General features: G+C 64.0%; 14 protein-coding genes. 6 read left to right on the forward strand and 8 right to left on the reverse strand.

All coding sequences use genetic code 11. From position 1 onward, the window contains the following. Window positions 1-363 precede the first annotated feature (363 nt). The 3 genes from G471_RS19005 (at window position 364) to G471_RS0102290 (ending at window position 2,132) form a co-directional block, all read left to right on the forward strand. Window positions 364-756: a hypothetical protein gene (locus G471_RS19005; protein ID WP_157272430.1), complete on the forward strand. Its 393-nt coding sequence runs from the start codon at window positions 364-366 to the stop codon at window positions 754-756. A gap of 668 nt (window positions 757-1,424) precedes the next feature. Further along, entirely contained in the window at window positions 1,425-1,808 is a 384-nt protein-coding gene (locus G471_RS0102285) for a hypothetical protein (RefSeq protein WP_028993899.1), read from the forward strand. Window positions 1,809-1,880: 72 nt separating this feature from the next. Beyond that, a complete protein-coding gene (locus G471_RS0102290; protein WP_028993900.1) occupies window positions 1,881-2,132 on the forward strand; it encodes a hypothetical protein in 252 nt (83 codons plus the stop codon). On the opposite strand, the gene G471_RS0102295 is transcribed toward G471_RS0102290, so the two are convergent. Then, the gene (locus tag G471_RS0102295; protein ID WP_028993901.1) at window positions 2,105-3,100 is read right to left on the reverse strand and encodes an asparaginase; all 996 of its coding nucleotides are present in this window, start codon (window positions 3,098-3,100) and stop codon (window positions 2,105-2,107) included. The genes G471_RS0102290 and G471_RS0102295 overlap by 28 nt on opposite strands. 101 nt (window positions 3,101-3,201) lie before the next feature. Between G471_RS0102295 and G471_RS0102300 the strand changes: the two genes are divergently transcribed. Further along, on the forward strand, window positions 3,202-3,648 hold the full coding sequence (locus G471_RS0102300; protein WP_028993902.1) for an HIT family protein: 447 nt from the start codon (window positions 3,202-3,204) through the stop codon (window positions 3,646-3,648). A gap of 4 nt (window positions 3,649-3,652) precedes the next feature. Continuing rightward, window positions 3,653-4,105 (forward strand): D-aminoacyl-tRNA deacylase, encoded by a 453-nt coding sequence (gene dtd / locus G471_RS0102305; RefSeq protein WP_028993903.1) that lies wholly within the window; start codon window positions 3,653-3,655, stop codon window positions 4,103-4,105. Window positions 4,106-4,109: 4 nt separating this feature from the next. Here the strand turns inward: dtd and G471_RS0102310 are convergent, their stop codons facing one another. The 7 genes from G471_RS0102310 to gshA all read right to left on the reverse strand — a co-directional run bounded on the left by G471_RS0102310 (window position 4,110) and on the right by gshA (window position 15,833). Next, entirely contained in the window at window positions 4,110-5,246 is a 1,137-nt protein-coding gene (locus tag G471_RS0102310; RefSeq protein WP_028993904.1) for a response regulator, read from the reverse strand. Then, complete coding sequence (locus G471_RS18175) at window positions 5,243-9,547, reverse strand: response regulator (RefSeq protein ID WP_157272431.1); 4,305 nt, start codon at window positions 9,545-9,547, stop codon at window positions 5,243-5,245. Before G471_RS18175 ends, G471_RS0102310 begins: the two co-directional genes overlap by 4 nt. Before the next feature lie 101 nt (window positions 9,548-9,648). Then, window positions 9,649-10,677, reverse strand: coding sequence for an FAD:protein FMN transferase (locus G471_RS0102320; protein WP_028993905.1), 1,029 nt, complete (start codon window positions 10,675-10,677; stop codon window positions 9,649-9,651). Continuing rightward, complete coding sequence (gene gshB / locus G471_RS0102325) at window positions 10,662-11,672, reverse strand: glutathione synthase (RefSeq protein WP_051295220.1); 1,011 nt, start codon at window positions 11,670-11,672, stop codon at window positions 10,662-10,664. Before gshB ends, G471_RS0102320 begins: the two co-directional genes overlap by 16 nt. A gap of 12 nt (window positions 11,673-11,684) precedes the next feature. Continuing rightward, window positions 11,685-12,212: a gamma-glutamylcyclotransferase family protein gene (locus G471_RS0102330; RefSeq protein ID WP_028993907.1), complete on the reverse strand. Its 528-nt coding sequence runs from the start codon at window positions 12,210-12,212 to the stop codon at window positions 11,685-11,687. Between the two features lie 7 nt (window positions 12,213-12,219). Then, window positions 12,220-14,553: a tetratricopeptide repeat protein gene (locus G471_RS0102335; RefSeq protein WP_028993908.1), complete on the reverse strand. Its 2,334-nt coding sequence runs from the start codon at window positions 14,551-14,553 to the stop codon at window positions 12,220-12,222. Next, the gene (gene gshA / locus G471_RS0102340) at window positions 14,550-15,833 is read right to left on the reverse strand and encodes a glutamate--cysteine ligase (protein WP_028993909.1); all 1,284 of its coding nucleotides are present in this window, start codon (window positions 15,831-15,833) and stop codon (window positions 14,550-14,552) included. Before gshA ends, G471_RS0102335 begins: the two co-directional genes overlap by 4 nt. Before the next feature lie 146 nt (window positions 15,834-15,979). On the opposite strand from gshA, the gene G471_RS0102345 reads away from it, so the two are divergent. Beyond that, entirely contained in the window at window positions 15,980-17,602 is a 1,623-nt protein-coding gene (locus G471_RS0102345) for an ABC-F family ATPase (RefSeq protein ID WP_028993910.1), read from the forward strand. Window positions 17,603-17,605: the final 3 nt, after the last annotated feature.

Here is a 17,605-nt window from a genome sequence, read left to right on the forward strand (position 1 = left end):
TGTTCCCCCGCACCAATTATGACCGAGAAAACTGGTTGGACGAATTATCTGATCTTGCCCGAAGCCGCTTCAGTTGTAGATATGTAGTGCCCAGAAAGATTAACGAACATGCAGAAATCTCGTTATGAACGGTACCGTCGGTTAATGCGGCTGTTTCACAGGAACCACCCTTGGCAACTGGACGATGGGGTTCACATGCCTCACACATACCTTGAGGCTCGGATACTTTCCTGGTGGGATGAGGTTGGATTCATCGTTAATGGATACCGTGTGGTGGTCTGGTGGGAGCATCTTCGGACAAAGTACGCGGACGCGATTCACAGACATGCCTGTGATCAGGCTGGTCCTTGCCCCGAGCTGTCGATGTTCAAGAGCGAAGAGAAATGCTGGAAGCGCGTCGGTCGATCCAGAAAGAAAACAGTTGGCTACCGAACACAATCCAGTTCGGCTGAAGAGAGAAGCTATTTCGACACGATTACAGCCAAGGAAGATCAGTTGAGGCTTGGTGGGATTGAATATTCGGTTCGACCGAGCATGACTGTGCGTCGGTACAGTTGGGGGATAGGCGTTGAGCTTTGCACTCCGCAGGAGGTCCGGAATATTGAAGAGGCTCGTAGTCTGGCCTCGATGGCAAAACGTCTCATCAAGCGCCAGGTCACGCTAAACGAGTTGTTCCCCGATACCAGTTATGACCGAGAAAACTGGTTGAACGAGTCGTCTGACCGTGCCAACGACGTTGCCCAAGCCCACACCTAGGTGTCGTCTATGCACATTGCTTTCCATTCTGATCCAATCGACCAGGAAGTCTTGCTCCGGGACATTCGATGTTATGGTTTCGCTTACTTGGATACGTTGCGAACCAATGCACAGCGGATCGGGAAAGAACTGAGGAAAAATGGTGCTGAAGCAATTGGTCTCGCAGTTTGTGGCCCGGATGGCGATTACCATTACTACCTGATGTCTCTATCGATCGCGGAGCACGACATTTCAGCAATCCAGGGCCGCGTTCTGCGAGCTGTCTTAGCGTGGCATGCTGACGGTTGTCCATTGCCCAGCGTACGCATGTTGTAGGCATGCTCTATGCGATGGCCCCTTTGATAGAACTCTCCATTAACAGTGGCAGAATTGCAGGAAATCTTCAGTTTCTTTGGCACACTGCTTGGTAGCCATGCCAAGGTATGTGAAATATCCTAGATGCTGCCTAGGTGGTGAGTTCACTTTCTGTGTCACCCGACATTTCCCGCTGACGATGTCCTGATTCCTGCTCAGTGCTCAGAACAAGAAGGCCGCTCGAAAGAGTGGCCTTCTTGATTTCAGGGGCCATGTATCCGGTTTTTCCGGAAGGAGGCGCGCGGCTTTCCCTCTATCCTGCACGGAAAAAAACGATCCACATTTTCCCGTCGTCTAGAAAAGGAAACCCAAAAATGAGAATGATCATCTGGTCCCTGTTTGCCCTAGCCATGCTTCTCTGGACAGGTACGGCACTGATTGCGGTGCACTTTGTCGATTGGACGGTCCAGACTTTCGGCAACACCTTGCCGACCGCCCAGGAACTTGGCGCAGTCGCCGAAGCCATTCCTTTGCCGGCCTGGTTGGCGGTCTGGGTTGATCCTGCCTGGGCGCAAATTTTCCAGGCCGGGTTCGGCAATTTCATCGAGGTTGTTTCGCAGAGCGCGCCTTTCCTGGCTTCCGCGATCAGTTGGCTCAGCCCGTTGATCTGGGGCATCTGGGGCCTGGGTGTGCTGGTGCTGCTGATCGCCGCAGCGCTGGGTCACTGGCTGCTTGGGACGCTGAAGAAATCCGCCTGACGAGGTATTTGCCAGGCAAGCGTCGATAGGCTGGTGAGACCGTTAATCTCCGGTTAACCCGGAAGCTGAAGAATGGCGCCCGTTCGCGGGATTCGCCCGCATCTGCGCCATTTCTTCATGCCCGACGACAATCAGAAGCTTGGCCGGCTCGGCTTCGACTACACCTCGACCTTCTACGGCCGCGACATGCTGCGCGACGGCGATTACCTACTACCAGGGGGCCGACCAGGCATTCAGGGAGCGCCTGATTGCCTGGCGGGGCGATTGAGGCCAGACCTCAGGTTCCACGTGAAACCTCAGCTTTTCTCGCCGCACCAGCACTGACTCAGCCCCTGGCGCACCTTGGCGGCGTCGTTTTCGCTGGCGAGCAGGCAATGCAGCTTGGCGAAAGCGGCTTCCAGTGTCATGTCGCCGACGGCAACGACGCCGATGCGGGCGAGGGCGGCGCCGGTGGCGTAGGTTTCCTGGCTGACGCCGCCGACCAGGCATTGGGTGGTGTTGACCAGGACGATGCCGCGGGCGGCGGCGCGTTCGAGCGCGGCCATCAGCTCGCGGTCGCCTTGCGGCGCGTTGCCGACGCCGTAGGTTTGCAGGATCAGGCCGCGGACGCGGGGATTGGCGGTGACGGCATCGACTGTACCGGCGGCGATGCCGGGGTGGAGTGTGAGGACGGCGACGGCCTGGTCGTCGAATTCGGGCACGACGAAGCATTTTTCGCCGGGGCTGAGGATGCGGTCGCGGTGGGCGGGGCCGCCGGCTTCGGCCAGGGGGGGGGAGTTGGGTGAGTCGAAGGCGGCGAATTCGGTGGCGGCGAGCTTGCGGCTGCGGTTGCCGCGCAGCAGCCGGCCACCGAAGTGGATGGCGACCTCGGGCACCGGGTCGACGGCGGCAAAGTGTAGCGCGCCGTCGACGTTGGCCAGCGCATCGCTGCCGGCCTCGCCCAGCGGAATCTGGGCGCCGGTCAGGATCAGCGGCTTGTCGGTGCCGCGCAGCATGAAGGACAGCGCCGAGGCGCTCCAGGCCATGGTGTCGGTGCCGTGCAGGATGACGAAGCCGGTGTAGTCGTCCCAGCGGTCGAGCAGGGCGCGGGCGATGGTCGGCCAGTGGCCGGGGCGCAGGTCGGCGCTATCGATCGGCGGCAGTTCGACGATGTCGTAATCGGGCAGGCGCTTGCCGTCGCGGGCGGCGAGCGCGGCGCGCAGGCGGGCGGGGAAACCGGGCGTTGGCCGGTAGCCGTCGGCGGCAGCGACCATGCCGATGGTGCCGCCGGTGTGAAGGATGAGCGTCTTCATTTGCGGGGGTTGAATTCTCGACAGGTGACGAAGGTAGTCCGAATGGGCGGCGGACGCCAGTGGCTCGCATACAATCGGTCCTTTTGCTTCAGGAGACCGCCATGCCCATGTTCGTCGATACCTCCCCGCCGGGACAGTGCATTTTCTGCAAACTGGTGGCTGGCGAGATTCCCTCGTCGAAGGTGTACGAGGACGAGCAGACGATTGCCTTCCTCGATCTCGGCCAGTTGAACCCGGGGCACACGCTGGTCGCCGTCAAGCGCCACGCCGACAACCTGCTCGAACTGACGCCGGACGAGGCCGCTGCGGCGATGCGCACGGCGCACCGGGTGGCGCACGCGATCCGCAAGGCGTACAACCCGCCCGGGCTGACGCTGCTGCAGTGCAACGGCAAGGAGGGCGACCAGACGGTGTTCCATTTCCACATGCACGTGCTGCCGCGCTGGGGCGATGACGGCATCGGCCTGTCGTGGCCGCGCAAGGACCCGGCACGCGAGGTGCTGGAACAGTACGCGGCGCAGTTGCGCGCCGCCATCGCCGCGGAGTGAGGCGATGCGGGTCGTTGTTCAACGTGTGAAGTCGGCCGACGTGACCGTCGATGGTGCCGTCACCGGCCGCATCGGGCCGGGTCTGCTGGTGCTGGCCGGCTTCGAGGAGGGGGACGGCGCGGCCGACCTCGACTGGATGGCCGGCAAGCTGGTGCGCCTGCGCCTGTTTGCCGATGAAGAAGGGGTGATGAACCACAGCGTCGTCGAGGCCGGCGGCGAGATCCTGGCGGTCTCGCAATTCACGCTTTACGCGTCGGTGAAGAAGGGCAACCGGCCGTCGTGGGGGCGGGCCGCGCGCGGCGATGTGTCCGGGCCACTGTTCGCCGCCTTTGTCGACAAACTGGCGGCAGCGCTGGGCAAGCCGGTGCCGACTGGCGTGTTCGGCGCCGACATGCAGGTTGCGCTGGTCAATGACGGACCGGTGACGCTGAGCATCGATTCGCGCCAGCCGGAATAGCTGATCAGTCGCCTTCCTTCTGGCTGGTCAGGACGCCCGGATAACCGGCCGGATCGTTCCGGTGGTCGTAAATCTCGCGGATCTGGAATTCGAGATCGGTGAGGGCACCGTTTTCGTCGGCGTAAATTTCCCGGATGCGCAGGACTTCGGGCAGCGTTTTGCGGAAGGCTTCCATCAACGCTGGATCGAAGTGCTTGCCGGTCTGCTCGTCCATCAAGTGCAGCGCGTCGTCGAGCGCGAATGCCGGCTTGTACGGACGGACCGAGACCAGGGCGTCGAAAACGTCGGCGATGGCGACGATGCGGCCTTCCAGCGGGATTTCCTCGCCCTTGAGCTGGCGCGGATAGCCGCTGCCGTCCCATTTCTCGTGGTGGGAGAGGGCGATGATACGGGCGGTTTCGAGCAGTTCGTTGTCGTGCTTGCCGATGATTTCGGCACCCATGATCGGGTGCTGGTGCATGATCTTCCATTCCTCGGCGTTGAGTTTGCCGGGTTTGAGCAGGATCGCGTCGGGAATGCCGATCTTGCCGATGTCGTGCATCGGCGCCGTGTTGAAGATGATGCTGGCGGCTTCGTCGCCCAGGCCGTGGGCTTCGGCGATCAGGCGGGCGTAGTGGCTCATGCGCAGCACATGGTTGCCGGTTTCGTTGTCCTTGAACTCGGCGGCGCGGCCCAGCCGGCGGATGATCTGCTGGCGGGTGGTCATCAGTTCGGCGGTGCGCTGGCGGACCATGCGTTCGAGTTCGCGCGACTGGTCGTAGAGCGCCAGGTGGGTGCGCACGCGGGCTTTGACGATGGGCGGGCTGATCGGCTTGGTGATGTAGTCGACGGCGCCCAGTTCGAGGCCGCGCTGCTCGTCCTCGGTGCTGCTCATGGCGGTGACGAAGATGATCGGGATGCGCCGACGGTCGGGGTTGGCCTTGAGCCGGCGGCAGATTTCCAGGCCGGACAGGCCGGGCATCATGATGTCGAGCAGGATCAGGTCGGGCGGCTCGTCGGAATAGACGATCTTCAGCGCCTTCTCGCCGGAGGTGGCGACGCGGATGCGGTAGTCGTGGGAGAGTACGTCGCTGAGGATGGTGATGTTTTCCGGACTGTCGTCGACGACCAGGATGCTTTGCTTGGGCAGCAGTGGAGTCATGTTTGTTGCGCTCGGGTCGGGAGTGTTGCGACAAGCGTGTCGAGGAGGGTTATGGCGGTTTCGAAATCGTAACTGCCAATGGCGCGCGTCAGATCGTTGATGGCCTGTGGATCGAGGCGGCTGCGCAGGGCCTCGGCCAGGTCTTCGAAGACCTGAACGGCGCTGGCGTCGTCGTCCCCGAGCAGTTCGCGCAGGCGGGCCAGTTCGGCGGGGTCGAGTTCGGCTCCGGCAGCGGGTTTCGGGATTGCCGTTCCGGTGTGCCGGGCAATGGTGGCGAGTACGCCGTCGAGGGAGACGCTCAGGGCCTGGCAGAGCTGCTCGATGCGTTCGCCATTGCCGGGCTGCTGCTTCAGTGTCTGTTCCAGTTCGCCGGCCAGGCGGCCGAGCTTGTCGGCGCCAATATTGCCGGCCAGCCCGCGCATGGTGTGGCTGAGCAGGATCATTTCGTCGACCGCGCCGTGCGCCTGGGCGGATTGCAGGCGGGCGATGAAATTGCCCTGATCCTCGACGAAGCGTCCCAACAGGCGGGTATGCAGCCCCTGATTACCGCCCAGGCGGGCGATGGCGGTGGCGCTGTCGATAGGTTCGTCGTCGGTGAATGGGGTTGGATCGGTGGTCTCGACCGCGGCGACCGGTGGCAGCTGGCCCAGCCAGTGGTCGAGCGTGCTGCGCAGGTTGGCGATGTCGATCGGTTTGGCGATGTGGTCGTTCATGCCGCAGGCCAGACAGTGTTCGCGGTCGGCGGCCAGGGCATTGGCGGTCATGGCGATGATCGGCAGTTCATCCCGGCCGAGATCCGCGCGGATGCGCCGGGTGGCTTCGTAGCCGTCCATCACCGGCATCTGGCAATCCATCAGCACCAGGTCGAAGCGGCCGGTGCGGACGGCGTCGACGGCGAGTGCGCCGTTGGCTGCGGTGGCGACGCGCAGGCCGAAGCCGGCCAGCATTTCTTCGGCCAGTTCGCGATTGACTTCGTTGTCCTCGACCAGCAGCACGCGGTGCCCGGCCAGCTTGCTGTTGTCCTGGGCGTCACGCGGGGCTTCGGGCACGCCCGGCGCCCGGTGCAGGGCCAGCATGATGCTGTCGAACAGGCCGGACGGCGTCGCCGGCTTGCCGAGGATGGCGCTGACCTTGTGCGGATGCAGCGCGTCGCGCAATTCGTCGTGGTCGTGTGCGGTGGTCATGATCACCGCCGGCGCATCGTCGCCGGGCGCGTCCTGGCGGATCGAGGCGACCAGTTCGACGCCGTCCATGCCCGGCATCTTCCAGTCGAGCAGCAGCAACTGGTAGGGGCGGCCGGCCTGACGGGCGGCGGCCATTTCGACCAGGGCTTCGGCGCCGCTGGCCGCCACCCGGCAATCGATGCCGAGCGCCGCGAACATGTGGGCGAATACTTCGCGGGCGCCTGGGCTGTCGTCGATGACCAGGGTCCGCAGGTCAGACGGGATGCCCAGCCGGCGCGGCTCGTCGGGCTCGCTGCCGGCCGGTTCGAAAGGCAGTTCGAAGGTGAAGCAACTGCCTTCGCCGGGCTGGCTGGTGACCGAAATCTGTCCGCCGAGCAGGTCCACGATGCGTTTGCAGATCGACAGGCCGAGGCCGGTGCCGCCGTATTTGCGGGTGGTCGAACTGTCGGCCTGGGAGAAGGCGCTGAACAGCCGCTCCTGTTGTTCCTGGCTCATGCCGATGCCGGTGTCGCGTACGGCGAAGCGCAGCAGGACGTCGTGATCGCGTTGTTCGGCGAGCGTCACGGTGACCGTGACCTCGCCCTGTTCGGTGAATTTGACGGCGTTGCCGACCAGATTGAGCAGGACCTGACCGAGGCGCAGCGGATCGCCGATCAGCCGGTCGGGGACGTTGGCCGACAGGTCGAACAGCAGTTCGATCCCGCGTTCGCGGGCCTTGATCGCGCACAGGTCGCCGAGATGCTGCAGGGCCGCGTCGATGCTGAAGACGGTGCGTTCGAAGCGCATCATGCCGGCCTCGATCTTGGACAGGTCGAGGATGTCGTTGATGATGCCGAGCAGGCCCTTGGCGGCGGCATCGACCTTGTTCAGATAGTTTTTCTGGCGCGGGTTGAGTTCGGTCTGCAGCGCCAGGTGGGTCATGCCGATGATGGCGTTCATCGGAGTGCGGATCTCGTGGCTCATGTTGGCCAGGAAGTCGGCCTTGGCGGCGGCCGCAGATTCGGCAGCGGCGCGGGCCTTCTCGGCTTCGCGCTCGGCTTCCTTCTGGGCGGTGATGTCGACGATGACGCCGATCAGCCCGCCCGGCGCCCCGTCCGGCGAACGGAAGCCGCTGACTGCGTACAGGGTGTCGCGGATCTCGCCATCGGCGCGCTGCATGCTGACCACCCGGCTGACCCGGCCGCATTCGGCGATCAGTTTTTCATCCTCGGCCTGGAAGGCAGCACGTGCGTCGGCGGGCAGGAATTCCAGATCGAGCACGCGCTTGCCGATGAACTGGCCGCGGTCGATGCCGAAGAATTCCTCGTAGGCGCGGTTGCAGCCAAGGAAGCGGCTGTGCTCGCCCTTGTAGAAGATGGGATTGGGAATGGTGTCGAGCAGAGCACGCTGGAAGGCGAATTGGCGGATCAGTTCGATCTGCATTTCGTGGCGGTCGGAGATGTCGAGCACGCTGACCAGCAGCGACGATATCGTGCCGGCCTCGTCGCGGACCGCGGCCACCTGGATATCGCCCCAGCGCGTCGCGCCGTGGGCGTCGATGAACTCGAATTCGCTGCGCAGGCCATTTTCCTCACCGGTCAGGATGACCTGCAGTGCGTTCTGCAGGCGTTCGGTTTCGGCCGGTGTCAGCGACAGATCGTGCAATTCACGCAGGCTGTCCTGGGTCCGGGCGACGAAATCGGCAAAGGCCCGGTTGCTTTCGGTGGCCCGTAATTCGGGATCGAGGCTGACGATGCCAACGGCGGCGTTGTCGAAGATGGCGCGGAAGAAGGCTTCGCGCTGTTGCAGGTGTTCCTGGCTCTGGCGCAGGGCGCTGGTACGCAGGGCGACCGTCATTTCGAGGTCGGCATTGATGCTTTGCAGCGCCTGGCGGCCGGATTGCAGTTGCTGGCGCATGTTCTCCAGCGCGTCGGCAAGCTGCGCCACTTCCTGCCAGGGGGCGGTGGTGGTGACCGGTTGGTCCAGTTCCTGGCGGCCGATGCGCTCGCTTTCCGCGGTCAGTTCGCTGAGCGGTTCGCCGAAGCGGCCGGCGATGCGGATGGCGACGGCGATGCCCAGGCCGAGAGCGCAGAGCAGAATGAGGCCGAGGACGGCCAGATCGCTGCCGGTGATCGGCACGAAATCGCGTTGCGGGGCGACGACACCGAGCCAGACGCCGGTCCGGTTCGCGTCGAGCCGCGTGAACAGCCCTAGCCAGCGTCCGTCCGGCCGTTCGAAGGCGCGTACGCTGCCGGCTGGCGGGGATTCCTGCTGCCACAGCCGGTAAGCCTGGGCGAGCTCGCCGAAGCCGGCTTCTTCGGGGGTTTTCAGCAGGGCCTGATTGATCGCTTCGCTGTCGGTGAAACGCTCGTCGCGCGGCGGCGCGATCAGGCGGCCGTCACCGAGCAGCAGTGCCGCCTGGCCGGCGCTGCCGAGGGCCAGACTGGTGGTGAATTCGGCGATGTCGCCGAGGCGCACGTCGTGGGCGATGACGTAGCGTTCGCCGCCGGCATCCTGCCAGCGCATGCCGGCGGTCAGCCCGGGTTCCTGCGTGGTGAAGAAAATGTAGGGCTGGGTCCAGTGCACGCCGGTATCGCTGTCGAGCGCCATGGCGCCCTTGAACCAGGGACGCTGGCGCGGGTCGTAATCGCTCTCGCGGATCTCGATGCGCTCGATCTGACGTTGGCTGTTCCAGGTGATCCAGAAACTCAGCCGGCCCCATTCGGCCGGGTTGCTGATGCGGTTGATCCAGCCGCCTTCCGGGGTCAGCAGCAGGAAGAATTCGCGGCCCGATTCATGGGCCAGGATGATCGAGTTGATCTCGTCGTGGTTGGCCAGGACCGGGAAGAAGAATTCGTTGAAGCGCAGCAGGTCGGCGTGGTCGACACTGCCGGCGCGGCCCCAGCCGTGGCTGGTGCGCAGGGTGATCTCGACCGAATGCAGCAGGCGCTCGTAGCGCGATTCGAGCTGTTCGGTCGCCAGGCGCATCTGCGATTCGGCCAGGCGCTCGACGGTCGGTTGGCCGATCAGCTTGATGATGCCGACGGCGAAAGCGGCGAGGGCGAGCAACGTCAGCAGCCCGATGCGCAGCACCAGGCTATAGGCGAACCCCGGTTTTCTGAATGAAATGCCGCGCAAGGCGCTTCCTCCGTGCTGCCTTATCCCGCCTGCCAGTGAGTTTTATTGTTTTTCGTTGCTACGCCAGCATAACGGAGCGGCATTGGCCTTTCAAGGAAAGATCAGGGCACCACGGTGATTTCCGGCGGCTTGCCGATGTATTCCAGGCGCTTGTTCAGGGCCTCGGTGACGAAGATGCGGTTGTCACGGTCGACGCGCATGACCAGCGGCGTCTGCATCTTGTCGGCCATCGCCCGCCAGCCATCGGGGCCGGCGACGAAAATGGGCTTGGACGCCGCATCGGACAGGGTGCCGGCCTTGGCGCTGGCCGGGATGAGCACGGTTAGCGCCTGGGTGTGATCGACCGGCCAGCCGGTGCGCGGGTCGATCAGGTGGGCGTAGCGCTTACCGTCGAGTTCGAAGTAGCGCTGGTAGTCGCCGGAAGTGCCGATGGCCTCGCCGTCGTCGAGCATGACCGTGGCCAGCGGGCCGGGCTGGCGCGGGTGCTGGATGCCGATGCGCCATTTGCGGCCTTCCTTGCTGCCCAGGGCGAGGACATTGCCGCCGATGTTGATCAGTGCATTGCGGATCCCCTGTTCGCGCAGGATGGCGGCGGCGCGGTCGAGGGCGACGCCCTTGAGGTAGCCGCCGAAATCGAGGGCCAGCGCCGGGTTGCGGGTGGATACCGTGGTTCCGGTAATGATCAGGTCGGCCAGCGACGGGCGCTGGCCGCGCCAGGCCTCGATGGCGGTGGGATCGGGCAGGCGCGCCTCGAATTCGTCGGCGTGAAAGCCCCACAGCTTGATCAGCCCGCCAATGCCCGGGTCGAACAGGTAATCGCCCTGCGCCGCGAGCGCCTGCGCCTCGGTCATGAATTCGGCCATCTCCGGGCTGACCGGGTGCGAACGGCCGGCGGCGAAAGCGGCATTGACCTCGGTGAGTTCGGACGGTTGCCAGGCGTGATAGGCGCGGTGCATGCGGTCGAATTCGCGCAGCACCGTGGCGATGGCTTTGCGGCCCTGTTCGGGGTCGGCGTCGACGACGATGACCTCGACCCGGGTGCCGAAGACGAAGGCCTGCTGTTCCTGCAGGGGCGCCTTGCCGCAGGCGGCGAGGGTCAGCGAAAGGAGGGCGATCAGGAGAGTCCGCATGCGTGTTCAATGGCAGTGATGCAGGCGCCGGCGGAATCGAAACCGCTTTGCTGGCGGATTTCGACCATGCCGGCCGGGTGGGTGACGTTGATGCCGGTCAGCGCGTTGCCGATGACGTCGAGACCGACGATCAGCAGACCGCGCTTGAGCAGTAGCGGGCCGAGGGTTTCGCCAAGGTGGCGGTCGTGGGCGCTGACTTCCTGGGCGACGCCGGTGCCGCCGGCGGCCAGGCTGCCGCGCGTCTCGCCGGCCTTGGGAATGCGCGCCAGGCACCAGGGCACGACCTTGCCGGCAATCAGCAGGATGCGTTTGTCGCCCTGGCCGATCTCGGGCAGGTGGATCTGCGCCATGATCGTGCGGCTGCCGTGGTCGGTCAGCGTCTCGACGATGACGTTACGGTTGGGATCGTTGCGGTGCACGCGGAAAACCGGCACCTTGCCGCAGCCGTCCAGCGGTTTGAGGACGACATCGCGCTGTTCGTCGATGAAATGCTGGATCTGCCCCATGTCGCGGCTGATCAGGCTGCTCGGCGCGAATTGCGGAAACTCGGTGATGGCCACCTTTTCCGCATGCTCGCGCAGCGCACGCGGCCGGTTGATGACGCGCACGCCGTCGGCTTCGGCCCGCTCCAGCAGCCAGGTGGCGGCGAGGAATTCGCGGTCGAGCGGCGGGTCAAGACGGACGATGACCGCGTCCAGGCCTTTCAGCGGCCGCCATTCGCGGCCGGTTTCGCGGTACCAGTCGTGGTCGTCCGGCCGCAGGTGGAGGTGGATCAACTCGCCGAAGACGCCGCCCGGATGGCCGGCTTCCGGCTTGCGCCAGCCAAGCGAGGCGGCTTCGATGGCGAAGACCTCGTGACCGTGGCTCTGCGCCGCGCGCATCAAGGCCACGCCGGGGTCGTTGAAAGCTTTTCGGGTGCTCAGCGGATCGACGACAAAGGCCAGCGACAGGCTGGCCCCCTTGCCCGAGATTTCCTTGGCGAAACTCAGTTGCATCGCGCTCTCCGGTCAGGTGCTCGCCCGCTGGCCGCTATCAACGAAGTGATAGTTGCCGGTCAGCAGGGGTTGTGGGGGAGGCGGTAATTCGGCCAGGTAGGCGGTGGCGAATTCCGTTGCCATCGTCGCGAGGCCACGTCGGATTTTTTCCAGATAGCCGGCCGGGGCTGGCGGCAGCGGTGGAGGGGGGCGTCTTTCGTCAATGAAGGTGATGGCGTCGACAGCTTGTCCGGCGGCGGTGCTGCAACACACTGCGGTCAGGGCGTAGCCCTTTTCACGCTGAATCAGTCTGGCCAGTTCTTCCGGGTTGATCTCGATCAGCGCCCCCAGGCATTGCCCGCTGCCATCCACTTGAAGATTCAGGAAACTGGCCGGTGTTTCCCGGCCAAGGCTGTCGACATGAATGGTGTGGATCGAATCCCAGCTGAGGCAATACCCTGGCAAGCGTACCGGCAACAGATCGGCGGCTGAGGTGTACCGGTGCAGGGCGCGTTCGGCGCTGACAGGGTCGAGCAGGGAGCCGTAAACGAAGAGTTTCATGCGCCACTCAATCAAGGATTTCCAGGTCAAGGACCGCAGCACACAGCGCGGCAAAGCCATCTTCGTGCTGTTCGATGCCTGCCGCGCAGGCCAGTTCCCGTTCGCTGGCCGGTGCCTCGCGGGCACGTGCCAGGGCGGTGCGCCAGTCCTGATCGAGCAGACCGCAGGCCAGGGCATTTTCCAGTTGCAGGGCAAAGCGTTTCTTGCTCGAACCGGTACGTTCCAGCAGGCTCAGTCCTTCGTCGATGATCGTGCGTGCCTGCTGCGCGGTTTCGTTTGTCGACTGTGGGTCGGTGAGCAGTGCCCGGCACAGGTGGGCGAGGGCCAGGTTGTGCAGGGCGACCGGCAATTCATCGATGTCGGCGATGCGTCGCTTGAGGTCGACAGCCAGCGTTGCGTATTCGATTGATTCGGCGATCAGGGTCAGGGCGTGCTTGGTGTCGGCTTGGCGTTGTTTGAGTCCGTACTTGCGGCTGACGTAGGCAAGATTGGTCAGCGAGCCGCTATACCATTTGAGCTGTATTCCGGGAATGGCGAGCGCCATGCGGTTTTCCGCGATGGCTTCGGCCTGTCGGCCATCGGCATCGAGATAGAGGGCGCGGTAGTTGTGATAGCGCCAGCACGCCTCTGCTTCGCCCGGGTGACGTTCCATCAGCTGGCCGACGGTATCGAGCCAGGCGAAACCTTGCGCGAGCAGGCTGCTGTCTCCCGTCGAATAGTTCAGCCATGCGGCTTCAAGCAATGCCGCGACATGAATGTCCGGACGTTGCGCCAGACTGTTGCATGCCAGGATCGGGCGGATGATGGCGAGGCCGCCGCGAGCATCGCCCTGGCGTTCCCGTAGACGGGCCAGACGTATACCGGCGGGCAACGGATCGAGATTCCTGAGTTTGTCCCAGATGGCGCTGGCAGCGGCGTAATAGCCACTGACTTCGAGCAGGCGGGCAAGCCGGGCAAGGATGTCCGGGGAAAATGCGTTGAACCGGGTCAGTGCTTGCACTTCCTCGGCAACAGGACGAAGGGGTGTGTGGTCGGCGATTACGCGCGGCAGTCGCCGGGCGATCTGACCTGCGCCGGGGCCATCGGCAAATTCCTGGCGGGCAAGGTGGGCAAACAGCGGGTAGTGTTCGCCTCGATCCAGGCCGGTGATTGTTTCCCCGACCAGCAGGCGCATCTGCTGCCTGAGCGATTGCTGCACTTGCGTGGAGTCGGCGGCTTGGTCATGGAGTACGGCCAGGCCATTGATCGTGTAGAGCAGGGTGGTCGGGTCGCCGTCATGGACAAAGCGGCGTGGGTCGCTGAGCAGTAGCTGTCGGGCCTGTGCCGCCAGTTGCGAGGCTTCGGGAGCGATGGCAGCAGCGAGCGCGGGCGACAGGCAGAGGATTTCGATCTGGTCCGGGTGCGGGTCGAGATAGGCGTAATCGTTGCGGCAGCGAGCGAGGAAACGATAAACGAAATCTTGCGGCAGATCGGTGGCAAAGTGCTGCGTCAGGCGCAGGAAGGCATTTTCCGAAAAGCATGCCGGACCGCTGTCGGCGCTGAGTGGACAGCGCATGAGCTGCTGCAGCGGGAAGGAAGCGACACGCATCAAGTGCAGCAGGCGCAATTCGCCTGCATTCAGGACTGTGATGGGTGCGGTTTCGCCAGCGCTTCGGGAAGCTGATTCGATCACCTGAAGCTTGATCCCGGATTGCGCTTCCAGCGCCCGGCAGACGCCTGTCATTTCATCGTTGCGGACATGCAGCCGGAGCCGGCTCCCGGAGGTCAGATGCTCGCGGAAAAGCGGCAGCAGAATGTCCCAGAAAACTTCTGCCTGATCGACAGTCGACGCGAGGCCGGGATTCCAGACATCGATCCGGCGGACTTTGTCGAGTTGCCGCAGGCGGGCCCAGGCCCGAGCCTGGCGCATGATTCTGGCGGGCCGCAGGTGGAAACGGTGAGTCATGTCGCGGAACCCGTCGACCATTTCTCCCAGTTCCTGTGACAACAGGGACATGCGCTTGGAACGGGCAGCGATGGCGGCGAGGACGACGTAGGCCAGGAGCGAGGCAAGTACGACCAGGATCAGCCGGGCCGAGGGTTGTTCGTCCAGGATCAGGTCATAGATCCCGTTGCCGAGGACGGCGAACAGGCTGATCGGGACGAGCAGGACGAGTACTGCCAGGGTGGTGCCCGACAGTGACAATAGCCGGGCGTTGGGAACCCGGGCCAGTTCTGCGGCCAGCCGCGAGGCGGCATCGGTTTCCGGGAGCGAGATCGTCCAGGCGTCGGCACCGGTAGCGACGAAGGTGTCGGGGGGCGGGTTTTCCCGCCAGTCGGCGGCAATCTCGACCTGGATCATGACCCCGGCTGCGTATTGTCCAGCTCGACCGCCGCTGCCAGGCAGGCCAGGCGGGCGACGACGCCGTAGGCGTAGAAACGGTTGGGCGGCGAATCGGGGTTGCCGCAGCGGTAGTCGGGCAGGTTGCAGCCGGTCTCGAAGGCCAGCGGCTCGAAGTGCATGCCCGGCGCGTTGAGGTTCTCGTCCTTGCCGCGGCCGGTATGGACGCGGTAGAAGCCGCCGACGACGTAGCGGTCGATCATGTAGATGACCGGCTCGGCGACCGCCTCATTGACCGTCTCGAAGGAGTGCACGCCTTCCTGAATCAGCACTTCGGAGACTTCCAGGCCTTCCTTGACCACGCTCATCTTGTTGCGCTGCTTGCGGTTGAGGGCGATCACTTCATCGACGTTGCGCACCGTCATCACGCCCATGCCGTAGGTGCCGGCGTCGGCCTTGACGACCACGTAGGGGGTTTCGGCGATGCCGTATTCGCGATACTTCTCGGCGACGATGTCGAGCACGGCCTGGACATTGGCGGCTAGGCATTCCTCGCCCTGACGTTCGTGGAAGTTGATCGAGCGGCAGACCGAAAAAGCCGGGTTGATGCGCCACGGGTCGATGCCGATTTCGCGGGCGAAGTCGTTGGCGACCTGGTCGTAGGCGGCGAAGTGATTCGATTTGCGGCGCACCGCCCAGCCAGCGTGCAGCGGCGGCAGCACGTACTGTTCGTCGAGATTGCCGAGGACTTCCGGGATGCCGGCCGACAGGTCGTTGTTGAGCAGGATGGCGCAGGGCTCGAAGCCGGCGACGCCGACGCGGTTGCCGTTGCGCACCAGCGGTTCGAGCAGCAGCTGCTGGCCGTTCGGCAGGTCTACCGGGGTCGGTCCGGTGAGGTCGGGAATCAGCGAGCCGATCCGCACTTCCAGCCCGGTCTGCTTGAGCACGGCGGCGATCTGGGCAACGTTCTGCAGGTAGAACTGGTTGCGCGTGTGGTTCTCGGGAATGAGCAGCAGACGCCGGGCTTCCGGGCAGAACTTCTCGATCGCGCTCATCGCGGCCTGCACGCACAGGGGCAGGAAGGCCGGGTTGAGGTTGTTGAAGCCGCCGGGGAACAGGTTGGTATCGACCGGCGCCAGCTTGAAGCCGGAATTGCGCAGGTCGACCGAGGAGTAGAAGGGCGGGGTGTGTTCCAGCCACTGTCCGCGCAGCCAGTGTTCGATCTGCGGACTGGCTTCGAGGAAGCGCCGTTCGAGTTCGAGTAGCGGGCCGGTCAGGGCCGTGGTGAGATGGGGGACCATGGTGCTGTCTCCAGGGTTTTTTGCGCGTTATTGTCGGCCGCGATGTTACACCGCGGTGCACAAAAATGGGGCCGCCGGCCGCGGTCCGGCGCGCAAAAAGGGTAAAATCCCGTCTCTTTTGAAATACTTGCCGGATCGGAATCGTCGTGCTCGTTGCTGCCAACATTACCATGCAATTCGGGGCCAAGCCCCTCTTTGAAAACGTCAATGTCAAGTTTGGCGAGGGCTATCGTTACGGCCTGATCGGCGCCAACGGCGCCGGCAAGTCGACCTTCATGAAGATCCTGTGCGGGGCGCTGGAGCCTTCAGCCGGCAACGTCTCCAAGGACGTGCACGAGCGCATGGCCTACCTGCGCCAGGACCAGTTCGCCTATGAGGACATGCGCGTCCTCGACGTGGTCATGATGGGCCACGAAGAACTGTGGAGCGCGATCCAGGAACGCGACGCCATCTACGCCAAGCCGGAAGCGACCGAAGATGACTACATGCGCGCCGCCGAGCTCGAAGGCAAGGTCGGCGAGTACGACGGCTATACCGCCGAATCGCGCGCCGGCGAGTTGCTGCTCGGCGTCGGCATCCCGACCAGCCAGCACAACGGCCCGATGAGCGAAGTCGCCCCGGGCTGGAAGCTGCGCGTACTGCTCTGCCAGGCGCTGTTCGCCAACCCGGACATCCTGCTGCTCGACGAACCGACCAACAACCTCGACATCAACACCATCCGCTGGCTGGAAGAGGTGCTCAACAACCGCGATTCGACGATGATCATCATCTCTCACGATCGCCACTTCCTGAACCAGGTCTGCACCCACATGGCCGACCTCGACTACGGCAAGATCACCACCTACGCCGGCAACTACGACGACTTCATGGAAGCCGCGCAGCAGGCCCGCGAGCGCCAGTCGCAGGCCAATGCCAAGGCCAAGGAGCGGATCGCCGAACTGCAGACCTTCGTCCGCCGCTTCTCGGCCAACGCCTCCAAGGCCAAGCAGGCAACCAGCCGTCTGAAGCTGATCGACAAGCTCAAGCCGGAAGACGTGAAGCCGTCGTCGCGCCAGTATCCGTGGATCCGCTTCGAATACGACGAGAAGCTGAAGCTGCACCGCCAGGCCGTCGAGATCGAGAACCTGACTTTTGCCTACGAAGGCGGCGAGCGCAAGATATTCGACAACCTGACGCTGACCATCAACGGCGGTGAGAAGATCGCCGTGATCGGCGAGAACGGCGTCGGCAAGACGACTTTCCTGAAGTTGCTGATGGGCGAACTGCAGCCGCAATACGGCACGCTGAAGTGGGCGGAAAAGGCCAAGACCGGTTACTACGCCCAGGACCACAGCGCCGAGTTCGCCGGCACCCAGAGCCTGACCGAATGGATCGTCGGCTACGCCCGCGCCTCGGTCGAGGAAGGTGGCGATCTGGAAACTCTGGTGCGCGGCACCCTCGGTCGCCTGCTGTTTTCCGGCGACGAGCAGAAGAAGGCTGTCAACGTCATCTCCGGCGGCGAACAGGGTCGCATGCTGTTCGGCAAGCTGATGCTGCAGAAGCCGAACGTACTGGTGCTCGACGAACCGACCAACCACCTCGACATGGAATCGATCGAAGCGCTCAACAGCGGCCTGGAGAAATTCCCGGGGACCTTGATCTTCGTCTCGCACGACCGCGAATTCGTCTCCTCGCTCGCCACTCGCGTGCTCGAAGTCAAGGGCGACGGCCGCATCGTCGATTACCTGGGCGGCTACGAGGACTATCTGGCCTCGCAGGGCGTCGAGTAAGCG

The organism is Azonexus hydrophilus DSM 23864, assembly GCF_000429605.1.
In the GTDB taxonomy this organism is placed as follows: Bacteria; Pseudomonadota; Gammaproteobacteria; order Burkholderiales; family Rhodocyclaceae; genus Azonexus; species Azonexus hydrophilus.